The following is an 11,059-nucleotide window of genomic DNA, read 5'->3' on the forward strand; positions in this document are numbered from 1 at the left end:
CAGGAGCATGGAGACGGCGGTAGGGATTCTTCTGAAGGTGTTCCTCTTCGCTTTCGTGGTGGGGATGTTCGCCCTCATCATCAGAGCGTGCGCAGCGACAAGGAGGAAAAGCGGGTCAGGCAGGGGTGGGCGGACCTCTCGCGGGTCGCGGCGGAGCGCGGATGGACGTACGAACAGCGTGCGCGAGGGCGGGCCACCGAGTACTGCGGTGTGGGTCCGATGCCCGGAAGCGGCTCGCATCTGAGCGCTTGGCACTACATCACCGGTGAGTTCCGCGGCCGTTCGTTCAAGTGCTTCGAGTACCGCTACTCCAATCCCCTGTCGGGCAGCAGCGGCGTCGGAGAGTCGAGGAAGCTGACGATCGAGTCGGTTTTCCTGGTCTCGGCACCCAGTTCCGGGCCGTTCCTGCAGATCGGTCGACCGGACAAACTGGATTCAGTGCTCGGCCGTCGACCCAGAATGCTGTTGGGCGTACCGGAATTCGACGAGAAGTTTCAGGTTGTCACCGATGAAGACGATTTCGCCCGCAGCATTCTGAGCGCCCTCGTGCCAGCCTTCCTACTCTCGGACTCCCGCGCCCAGAAATCCCCGCTCCGACTGCGCGATGACGAACTGTTCACGTGGTACACGGGCACGCTGTCCCCGCAGGATGTCGAAGAACGGCTGGACTACCTGTGCGATGTACTCGACCGGATTCCCGCACGGGTGTGGGCAACCACCTGACCAATCCGACCAGGTGGTTATGGCTCAAGCCACCCACGCCTCGTTCGCGTCGGAAATGCGGCGCCTCGTCGAGCAATACACAGCCACCGTTGCCAAGTCCGATGCCTGCCCTGACTCAGGCCCTCACCTCGGAAAGTGACACGAAATGAGGCACAGGACATACCTTGTGCGAGGTGTATCCATCCTTGCCGCGGTCACCGCGGTCGCTACGGCCGGCTGCTCGGCGGACAATCCGAGTCGGGAGTTCACGGTGCCCAAAGCCCTGTGCGGGGTGTCCGTGCCGGTCGACGCGCTGTCCCGGCTTCTGCCCGCCTCCGGCAAGAAGCTCACCACTGAGGCGGAGGGCTCGACCGACGATGTCCTGCTCTGCAAGGTCAGCGTCAACGACGTCAGGGTGTTGACGTTGAGCAGGGAGCGAATCGTCGCCGGTGACTCGGCACGGCACATCCTGTACACCCAACTCCGCATCACACAGCCGAAGTTCACGGAAGGCACCAGCATCGCGTACACCGACGACGCCGCTGTGTCACTGCTCAAGTGCCGAGGAGCCGACGTGGAGAAGGAGGACATCAGCACCCTTGTCAAGGTCTTGAAGCCTGCGCGGTCAGACGAGTCGGCAATGAAGAGCCTCATCTCCGACTACACGGCGAAGGTCAAGAAACAAGGGCCCTGCAAGAAGCAGATCTCCTCGTGAGCGGGTGTCGGGGCTGACAAGTGGAGCCGCGCTTCTCCACCCCCGTCAACTCCCCGCCCCGCCACCACCCGTAACCCGCCCCCGCCGCCGACGCGCATCCCGCACCGCCACCGCAGTCCCCCCAAGCCCCGCCACCGCGAGCAACCCGCCCACGACCACGTACGTCCCCAGCCGCGTATTCCGTTCGTCCGCCGTCTCGCCGAAGTGGAGGGGGGTCACCGAAGGGGCCTCGGCCTTGGAGACTCCACCCTCGGGGGCTGGGGATTCGACGGGGTGTTCGGGGTCGACGTCCGTGAGGGCCTTGACCGGGTCGACGACGCCCCAGCCGACGAGGCGGTCGTGGCCGGAGATGGAGCGTTCCGCTGTCTGTTCGATCTGGGCGACGATCTGGCGTGCCGTCCAGTGCGGGTACTTGGCCTTCAACAGGGCGGCCACGCCCGCGACATAGGGCGCCGAGAAGCTCGTACCGTTGTCGGAGCAGTGGCCGCCGCCCGGCACCGTGGAGATCATGTCGACGCCGGGCGCGGCCACGCCGACGAACTCGCCGGACTGGGAGAAGGAGGCGCGTTCGTTGTTGCGGTCGGAGGCCGCGACGGCGAGGACGCCGTCGTAGGAGGCCGGGTAGGTGACCTTGACGTTGCCGCCGAGGCCGTCGTTGCCGGCCGAGGCTACGACCACTACGCGCTGCGCGAGCGCCTCGTCCACGGCCTGGCGGAGGCGGTCGTCGGGGGCTACGGCGTTCGCCGTGTCCTGGGAGATGTTGATGACGCCGGCGCCCTTGGCCACCGCGTCGCGGATCGCCGTCGCGAGAGTGGCGGCCGTGCCGTCGCCCTCCGCGTCGTTCTGTTTGATCGGGATGATCGTCGCGTCGGGGGCCAGGCCCACGAAGCCGGTGCCCTTGGCGGGGCGGGCCGCGATGATGCCGGCCACCCGGGTGCCGTGGCCGACCGTGTCGGTGGTGCCCTGGCTGTTGCCGCGGTCGATCGTCTCGCCCTTGGAGTTCTTGGGGGGCAGCAGGTTCTCGCCCTTGGAGGCGTCGACCGCCGACTTCAGTTGCTGGTTCTTGACGTCGACGCCGGTGTCGATCACCGCCACCTTGACGCCCTTGCCGGTGGACTCCGCCCACAACTCGTCGAGATTGACGCGCTGCAGGGCCCACGGGCGGCCCGTGTAGTCCTTCGACGGGAACGTGCACTGGCCGTCGTCCGCCCACACCGGAGTCACCAACAAGGGCGACATCGACAGCGGTACGGCCACCATCGAGGCCGCCACCGTGATCCTCAACATCCGCGCGATCAGCATGAGTTGAACCCTTCCGAACCCTTCCCCCGTCGCGCCTACGAACCCTGCGGCTGCCGCGCCGCCGCCTCCGACAGGCGTGGACCCATCGGCAGGAACGTCGACCACTCGGCGGGGACGGGGGTGGGGGTGACCTTCTCGTAGCCGAGGCGGGTCTGCGCGATCTCGGCCTCGCTCAGTTCCTGTTTGCGCTGCGCGGCGGTGGTGCCGATGCCGCTGTCGTCGGTGGCGCTGTCGCTGTTGGACTGCAGGGCGTAGCGCAGGCCCGTGTCGGTGACCAGGAAGACCGGGCCCGCCTTCGCCTCGGTGCCCTTGACCTGGCGGAAGAGCTGGCCGGAACCGGCGGTGACGTACGCGCTGGAGGAGCCGGTGGGCAGCTGTGCCGGGTAGTCGCTGCCGACCCAGGTGGAGAGCGTGGTCTTGTTGTCGGCGCCCACCGAACGCAGCACGTTGCAGACGGTGTTGGGACCGCTGGTGGCGCTGGTGCCGTCGTTGACCGTCTTCGGCTTGTACGTCGGCCAGTTCTTGTCCGCGTCGAAGGTGGTGCTGTCGGCGACCGCGCCGGGGCTGACCTGCTGGGCCTCGCCCGCCTGTCCGACGCCGACGAGGTCTCCGCTGTTGAGGAGGAGCGTGGCGGTGAACTCGGAGATACGGGCCACCTTGCCGGGCAGCACCACGTAGTACTGCATGACCTGGCCTGCGTAGGCCTTGATGACCTCGCCGACCTTGTCGTAGTCCTCCAGGAGGGCGGAGGCGCCGGCCTTCGTGCCCGGGGTGCCGCCGGTGATCTTCGGGATGGAGATCTCGTCGCCCTTGTGGAGGGTGTCGAGCCATTCCTGGGAGACGCGTTGCGGGGCACGGCCCTGGGTGTCGAGGGCCTTGAGGAGTTCGTTGTCCGAGGGGTCGGCGATCTCGTAGGCGGTGCCGTGCGCGTCGACCACGTACTGCGTCTTGCCGTCCGGGGCCACGACGTACATCAGGTCGCCGCCGGAGAGCTTGCCGGCGCCCTCCGTCTTCGGCCACTCCTTCTTCGCGAGCACGAACGTCGCCTTCTGGATGGCGCGTCCGCCGGCGCTGGGACGCTCGCACACGGCCCAGCGCTTGGCCGTCTCGGCCTCGCCGGAGGAGGGGAGGCGGTCGGGGGCGTAGGGGATGCCGATGGTGGCGCCGTGCGGGAGCTTGCCGTTGTCGAGGACGTCCTCGTCGACGGTGATGACGCTCGACTTGTTGGGATCCAGGAGGAGTTTGGCGGAGGCCATGTTGAGAACCGGGTGCAGCTGCTTCTGCTTGTTCTTGCCGGTGGTCAGCACCACGTACCGGGTGGTCGACTTGCTCGCGACGATGACGTGCGACTCGACGTCGGCCCACCCCTGGGGCGCCGTCGGCTTGAACATGCCGATACCGCCGAACACGGCGAGGATCACCACTCCGACGATGACGCCGGGCACCAGTGCGCCCAGTGGTTTCGGCGCGCCCTCTTCCGAGCCCGTCGGGGACGGCTGCAGGAAGGACGCGAGCGTGCGGCGCTTCGCGAAGGTGTAGGCGTTGAGTTCGTCGCGCCGTGATGCCATCTGTGTCCGCTCTCTCCCCGTGCGGAGCCGTGGAGGACCTGTGGAGATACGTCCCCAGCCCCCGGTTGCCTCTGATACCTCAGGTGTCAGACCCGCCCCCTACTATGCCTGTTGCGTGGGTGTGCTTGTGTCACGGGTAGGGTGCTCTGGCCCTGAGGGGACGAGAGCGCAGGGAATTTCGGGAGAGTTCGGGGGTTTTGGAGTGATGGCTTCCGCAACGCGGAACCGGTCGCGATCGCAATCAGGATCCGCATCCGGATCGCGATCAGGATCCGGCTCGGATCGCGTGAGCGTTTCGGGTCCGTACCGCGGTTCCTTCACGCCTCATCTGAAGTCGCGTTCGGGGCGCGGGGGTTCGTTCACGACCCAGCGGCTGGTGCTGCTGGAGGTCGCGGCGGCGCTCGTGGTCTCCGGCTGGATCGTCGGCCCGGTCGCGCTCGTGCCCGCGCTCGCGGTCGCCGCCCTCCTCGTGGTCCTCGCCGTCGTACGACGCCGGGGGCGCTCCCTGCCGGAGTGGCTGGGTACCCTGCTGGCGCTGCGGTCCCGGGTGCGGCGGGCCGCCAACACCCCGGTGCCGCCGGGGACGGACGCCGGTCTCGCGCCCGCAGTGGAGTGCGACCCGAGCCTGCGGACGTACAGCTACCACCGCGGTGACGACCGCGACCAGCGGCCGGTCGGGATGATCGGCGACGGCGACTTCCTCACCGCGGTGCTCCAAGTGGAGTCCGACGCGGGCGCGTTGCGTGCCGAGCGCGGACGCAGACCGCTGCCCGTGGGGCTGGTCCGGGACACCCTCGAAGTCGACGGCATCCGCCTCGAATCGGCGCAGATCGTGGTGCACACCCAGCCCGCGCCCGCGCTGCATCTGCCACAGCAGTCGGTCGTGGTGAGCAACTACGCGCCGCTGCAGGCCCAGACCGGCTCCCCCGCCGTCCGTATCACCTGGATCGCGCTGAAGCTCGACCCCGAGCTGTGCCCCGAGGCGGTGGCCGCGCGCGGGGGCGGTCTTGTCGGGGCGCAGAAGTGCCTGGTGCGGTCGGCCGAGCACCTGTCGAGCCGGCTGTCCGGTGCGGGTCTGCGGGCCCATGTGCTCACGGAGGAGGAGCTGACGGCCGCGATCGCCACCTCCGCGTGCGCCAACCCGATGGTGACCGCGCAGGCCGGGCGGAGCGAGGCACCGCAGCGGCGGACCGAGGAGTCCAGCCGCAGTTGGCGCTGCGACAACCGCCGGCACACCACCTACTGGGTGCGCCGCTGGCCCCAGCTGGGCGAGTCCGGCATCTCGTTGGCACAGCTCGTGGCACAGCTGACGGCGGTGCCCGCGCTGGCGACGACTTTCAGTCTGACCCTGGCCCGCGGCGAGCAGCAGGACGTGGCCCTCACCGGACACCTGCGGATCACCGGCCGCAGCAACCAGGAACTGACCGACGCCCGGCGCGAGTTGGAGCAGGCGGCCCGGCAGGCACGCACCGGCCTGGCCCGCCTCGACCGCGAACAACTCCCCGGCGTCCTCGCCACGTTGCCCCTCGGAGGTGCCCGCTGATGACCATGACGACCACAGAGCCCGGCACCACCGGTATCGCCTCGCGGCTGCGCACCGGGTTCGGCCTGCTCGGCCCCCGCCATCCGCGGCATGCACTGCCCGTCGACCAGGTGGAGGCGCTGTCGCTGCCCATCGGGGACGACGGCGTGGTCGTCGGTATCGACCCCGACGGCCGGCCCGCCGTGCTCGGGGTCAACCGCCCGACGCCGTACGACATCCTGCTCATCAGCGGCCTGTGGACGGCCCAGGTGCTGGCGCTGCGGGCGGCGGCCACGGGCGCGCGTGTCGCCGTCGAGACCGGGCGGCCGCAGGCCTGGATGCAGATGGTGCACGCGATGGGCGGCGGACAGAACGGCCTCGCGGTGTACGACGTCGGCCGTGTCCCCCCGCAGGGCGCCTCCGCCGGTACGCCCGTGCTGGTGGTGCGGGACTGCGGGATGCGGCCACCGCGCGGGCGGGTGACGTCGGCGCCGTGGCAGTCCGTGCTGACCCTGCTGCCGTATCTCAGCCCGGTCGCACCCCGGTTGATGCGGCAGGCACGACTGGTGGGTGTGCAGCGGGTGTCGCCGGACGAGGCCGCCGAGATCGGGCGCGTGATCGGTCTGCCGCGCACCGACCTGGAGTCACTGCCGACACTGCCCGAAGGCGTCACGCTGTGGTGCACGGAGCGGGACCGGCAGTACGTGATGACCCAGCCGACGGACGCAGAGGTGGGACTGCTGGGCGTGGCCCGCCGCATGGACTGACGGCGGACCGCCGCCGGACCGCCGGTGGGGTGGATCCGGCCGGTTGAAGTGCCCGAGCTGTCGCGTTTGGTCGATTTCCAGGGGGATTTGATCCGCTATCGCCGGTCTCGGTCGTGTGGGTGTGCACGAAGGGATGGGCGGGCCTGCCGAGTCCACGGTTTTGGTGATTAGGCTGGGACAGGGCACGTCACGAGTATCCGCGAGCGGGTGGTGCGTCGCCCAGGGCCAGGGGCTCAGGGGGACGACCCGGCGCATCGGATGTTCGGATGTCAAGAACGGTCGCCCCAGCACGGCATGAGGGTGCTCGACCACACCAGGAGGAATTGTGAGCAGCGATCGGGACGGGATCCGCGGGGGCTGGGCCACGCCCGGCGATGACCAGCCCGATGACGAGTCCGCCATCGAGATGACGGGCGAGTTCACGATCGACTACGCCCCGCCGGCCTGGTACACGCAGAACTCGTCGGGCACGCCCGCACAGGCCCCGCCGACGCCCACACCGCCTACGCCGCCCACGGCACCTACGCCGCCTTCGGCACCGACTCCGGCGAACGGTACGGCCACGCCGCCGTCGGTCGGCCTCCCGTTCTCGACACCGGCGCTGCCGAGCAACTCCGGCTTCCCGTCCGCCTGGACGGCCGCGGCCCTGGTCTCCGACGAGGACGACGAGGACTCCGAGAACGGCGACCTCGTGAGCGGCGCGACCATGCGGATCTCGGCCGCCGCGCTGAAGCGGGAGATCACGGAACGGGGTGGGGGCACTGACCCCACGCCGGGACAGACCGACGCGGAGGCTCCGGTGACTCCGGCTCCGGCCGAGGGTTCCGCAGGGGATGCCGGTGGTGCTGAACCGGGCTCCGGGGAAGAGGAGTCCGAGGGTTCCGGAGGCGAGGTGCCCGGTGGGGTGCTTCCGGCCGACGGTGAGCTGACGGCGACCCCCGAGAACGACGACGCCGAGGTGAGCACTCAGGACGAGGACGGCGCGGTCGCCGACTCGGAGAGCGCGGCCTCGGCCGAGGCGGAGGCTCACGCGGAGGACGAGAGCGCCGACGACGCCTCCGCGACCGCCGCGGCCCCCGCCACGAACGCCGAAACGACGCCCGCCACCGACCAGGCGGACGAACAGAGCGACACCGACGCCCCGGCCTCCGCACCCGAGGCCGACTCCCCGCAGCCCGCTACCGCCCCGGCCGCCGACCCGGCCACGGGTGCCACCGGCGACGTACCGCCCCTCCCGCCCGCCTGGACTCGCCCACCTTCCCCGCAGAGCGGGGTCCCGCCCCTGCCGCCCTCCTACCAGCCCGCCGCCCCGGCCCCGGCCGACCACTGGCCCGCACAGCCGCAATCCCAGCCCCAGCCCCAGGTTCAGGCTCAGCAGCCCCCGGCCATGAACCCCGCGCCGCCTCAGCCGCCGGCGCCGCCCCAGCAGCAGCCCGCGTTCCAGCAGCCGCAGGCACCCCAGCCCCCCCAATCCGCGCCGGCCGCATGGAACGCCCCCGCTCCCCAGGGCCCGGCACCGACACCCACACCCCCGACCCCGCCGCAGAGCGGCTACGGCTTCCCCCAGCCGCCCGCTCCGCCCGCCCCGAACGAACAAGGTGGCTACGGCTTCCCCCACCCCCCGGCCCAGCAGAACCAGCCGGGCACCCCGCCGGACCAGCAGGGCAGCTACGGCTTCCCGCCGCCGGCGCAACACGGCCCGCCCGGCACCCCCCAGGTACCGCTCCCCGCACCACAGAACCAGCAGGGCGCCCCGCACGCAGGGCCCTCCCCCGCCCCGACGGACCAGCAGGGCGGCTACGGCTTCCCGCCGCCCCCCGGTCCCCAGGACGGCTACGGCTTCCCGCACGCCCCCGCACCTGAGGCACCCCGCCCGGGCTTCGCACCGGAGTCCTGGTCCGACCCGGCGCAGCCCCCGCACGCGCCCCAGATCCCACAACAGGCCGGGGACCCGCGGCACCCCGGTCCGCCCCCGCAGGCGCAGCCGCAACCGCTGCCGCCGCAGTCCCACCCCCAGCCTCCGTCCGCGCCCCCGGTCGACCCCCGCACCGGTGCCGCCTGGCCGCAGCCCATGCAGCACGATCACCGGCAGCCGGTGAACCCCGGTGCCGCGCCGCTGGGTTACACCGCGGCCGTGGAGCTGTCGTCGGACCGGCTGCTCAACAACAAGAAGCAGAAGGCGAAGAGCGGTCGGCCGGGTGCCTCGCCCTCCCGGTTCAAGCTGGGCGGCAAGAAGGAAGAGGCCGAGCGGCAGCGGAAGTTGGAGCTGATCCGCACGCCCGTGCTGTCCTGCTACCGGATCGCGGTCATCAGCCTCAAGGGCGGTGTCGGCAAGACCACGACCACCACCGCGCTCGGCTCCACCCTCGCCACCGAACGCCAGGACAAGATCCTCGCGATCGACGCCAACCCGGACGCCGGCACGCTCGGCCGCCGGGTGCGCCGCGAGACCGGCGCCACCATCCGCGACCTGGTCCAGGCGATCCCGTACCTCAACTCGTACATGGACATCCGCCGGTTCACGTCCCAGGCGCCCTCCGGTCTGGAGATCATCGCCAACGACGTCGACCCGGCCGTCTCGACCACGTTCAACGACGAGGACTACCGGCGCGCGATCGACGTGCTGGGCAAGCAGTACCCGATCGTCCTCACCGACTCCGGTACGGGTCTCCTCTACAGCGCCATGCGCGGTGTGCTGGACCTCGCCGATCAGCTCATCATCATCTCGACCCCGTCCGTGGACGGTGCGAGCAGCGCGAGCACGACGCTGGACTGGCTGTCGGCGCACGGGTACGCGGACCTCGTCTCGCGCTCGCTCACCGTCATCTCGGGGGTGCGCGAGACCGGAAAGACGATCAAGGTGGAGGACATCGTCAGCCACTTCGAGACGCGCTGCCGGGGTGTCGTGGTCGTTCCGTTCGACGAGCATCTCGCCGCCGGTGCGGAGGTCGACCTCGACATGATGCGGCCGAAGGTCCGGGAGTCGTACTTCAATCTCGCGGCCCTGGTCGCCGAGGACTTCGTCCGCCACCAGCAGATGCACGGCCTGTGGACGAGCGACGGCAACCCCCCGCCGGTGCTGGCCCCGCCGATGCCGGGCCAGCAGGGATATCCGGGAGCGCAGGGCTACCCCGGTCAGCAGGGTTATCCGGCGCAACAGCAGCCGTACCCGGGCCAGCCCGGCCCCTACCCCCCGCAGCAACCACAACCGCAGCCGGGCCAGCAGCCGTACGGCCAGCAGCCCTACCCCCAGCACCCGGGACAGCAGGCCCAGCCCTATCCGCAGCACCCCGGCTACGCCCAGCCGGAAGGCGGTCAGGCTCCGCCTCCCCCGCCGTCCGCGCCTCCCCAGCAGTAACCCGCCGCCGAACGCGAAGGGCGGCCGGTGCCCGATCGGGCACCGGCCGCCCTTCGGCGTCGTAGAACCGAGAACGGCTATCCGGCGTCGCCGGAGTCCGTGTCCGCGTCCGCGTCCGCCGAGATCAGTTCCCGGCAGCGCTTCACGTCCTGCGCGATCTGCTCCAGCAGACCCTCCAGCGAGTCGAACTTCGCCTGGCCGCGCACGAAGGCGAGGAAGTCGACGGCGACGTGCAGGCCGTAGAGGTCGAGGCCGACGCGGTCGATGGCGTACGCCTCCACCGTGCGCTCGGTGCCGTCGAACTGCGGGTTCGTGCCGACGGAGATCGCGGCCGGCATGGCCTCTCCCTCGACGTGGAGGTAACCGGCGTAGACGCCGTCGGCCGGGATCGCCGTGTGGGGCAGGGTCTCGACGTTGGCCGTCGGGAAGCCCATTTCGCGACCGCGCTGGGCGCCGCGCACCACGACACCCTCGACCCGGTGCGGGCGGCCGAGGATCTCGCGGGCGCCCTCGACGTCGCCCTCGGCGACCAGCCGCCTGGTCAGTGTGGAGGAGAAGGGCTCGCCGCCGCCCGCCGCACCGCTCACGTAAAGATCCACCACCTCTACCTCGAAGTCGTATGTCCTGCCCTGCTCGATCAGGAAGGCCACATTGCCCGCGGCCTTGTGGCCGAAGCGGAAGTTGGGGCCCTCGACGACCGCCTTCGCGTGCAGCTTGTCCACCAGGACCTTGACCACGAAGTCGGCCGGGGACAGCTTGGAGAACTCTTTGGTGAACGGCAGGATCAGCGCCGCGTCGACGCCCAGCTCGGCCATCAGTTCGGCACGGCGGTGGTGCGGGGCGAGCAGCGGGGGGTGGCTGCCGGGGCGCACGACCTCGCTGGGGTGCGGGTCGAAGGTGACGACGACGGAGGGAACGCCCAGCTCACGGGCGCGTTCCACGGCATGCCGGATGATCAGCTGGTGCCCGCGGTGGACCCCGTCATAAGAACCGATGGTGACGACACTGCGCCCCCAGTCCTCAGGGATGTCCTCCAAGCCACGCCAGCGCTGCACTGTGACCGCTCCTCATCGAACCCGTGTCCGTATGTAGACCTGTGTCATTGACCTCTTACGCAGGTCTAAG

Annotated in this window: 8 protein-coding genes; 5 read left to right on the forward strand and 3 right to left on the reverse strand. The window is 70.4% G+C overall.

Annotated elements, in window-relative coordinates; all coding sequences use genetic code 11:
- Positions 1 to 87 precede the first annotated feature (87 nt).
- The gene (locus AB0I51_RS09840) at positions 88 to 723 is read left to right on the forward strand and encodes a hypothetical protein (RefSeq protein WP_362973184.1); all 636 of its coding nucleotides are present in this window, start codon (positions 88 to 90) and stop codon (positions 721 to 723) included.
- Positions 724 to 889: 166 nt separating this feature from the next.
- Positions 890 to 1,417, forward strand: a complete 528-nt coding sequence (locus AB0I51_RS09845) for a hypothetical protein (RefSeq protein WP_362973186.1) — start codon at positions 890 to 892, stop codon at positions 1,415 to 1,417.
- Positions 1,418 to 1,462: 45 nt separating this feature from the next.
- Here AB0I51_RS09845 and mycP read toward each other — a convergent pair whose 3' ends face one another.
- The gene (mycP, locus tag AB0I51_RS09850) at positions 1,463 to 2,719 is read right to left on the reverse strand and encodes a type VII secretion-associated serine protease mycosin (protein WP_362973188.1); all 1,257 of its coding nucleotides are present in this window, start codon (positions 2,717 to 2,719) and stop codon (positions 1,463 to 1,465) included.
- Positions 2,720 to 2,754: 35 nt separating this feature from the next.
- Positions 2,755 to 4,287, reverse strand: a complete 1,533-nt coding sequence (gene eccB, locus AB0I51_RS09855) for a type VII secretion protein EccB (protein ID WP_362973190.1) — start codon at positions 4,285 to 4,287, stop codon at positions 2,755 to 2,757.
- A gap of 205 nt (positions 4,288 to 4,492) precedes the next feature.
- On the opposite strand from eccB, the gene eccE reads away from it, so the two are divergent.
- From eccE to AB0I51_RS09870, 3 genes are all read left to right on the forward strand, one after another.
- Positions 4,493 to 5,830: a type VII secretion protein EccE gene (gene eccE, locus AB0I51_RS09860; RefSeq protein WP_362973192.1), complete on the forward strand. Its 1,338-nt coding sequence runs from the start codon at positions 4,493 to 4,495 to the stop codon at positions 5,828 to 5,830.
- Positions 5,830 to 6,576 (forward strand): hypothetical protein, encoded by a 747-nt coding sequence (locus AB0I51_RS09865; RefSeq protein ID WP_362973194.1) that lies wholly within the window; start codon positions 5,830 to 5,832, stop codon positions 6,574 to 6,576. The genes eccE and AB0I51_RS09865 overlap by 1 nt, the downstream gene beginning before the upstream one ends.
- Before the next feature lie 325 nt (positions 6,577 to 6,901).
- Entirely contained in the window at positions 6,902 to 9,934 is a 3,033-nt protein-coding gene (locus AB0I51_RS09870; protein WP_362973196.1) for an SCO5717 family growth-regulating ATPase, read from the forward strand.
- Positions 9,935 to 10,011: 77 nt separating this feature from the next.
- On the opposite strand, the gene AB0I51_RS09875 is transcribed toward AB0I51_RS09870, so the two are convergent.
- Complete coding sequence (locus AB0I51_RS09875; protein ID WP_362973198.1) at positions 10,012 to 10,989, reverse strand: bifunctional riboflavin kinase/FAD synthetase; 978 nt, start codon at positions 10,987 to 10,989, stop codon at positions 10,012 to 10,014.
- Between the last annotated feature and the right edge of the window lie 70 nt (positions 10,990 to 11,059).

The sequence above is a fragment of the Streptomyces sp. NPDC050549 genome (assembly GCF_040655035.1).
Lineage (GTDB): Bacteria > Actinomycetota > Actinomycetes > Streptomycetales > Streptomycetaceae > Streptomyces.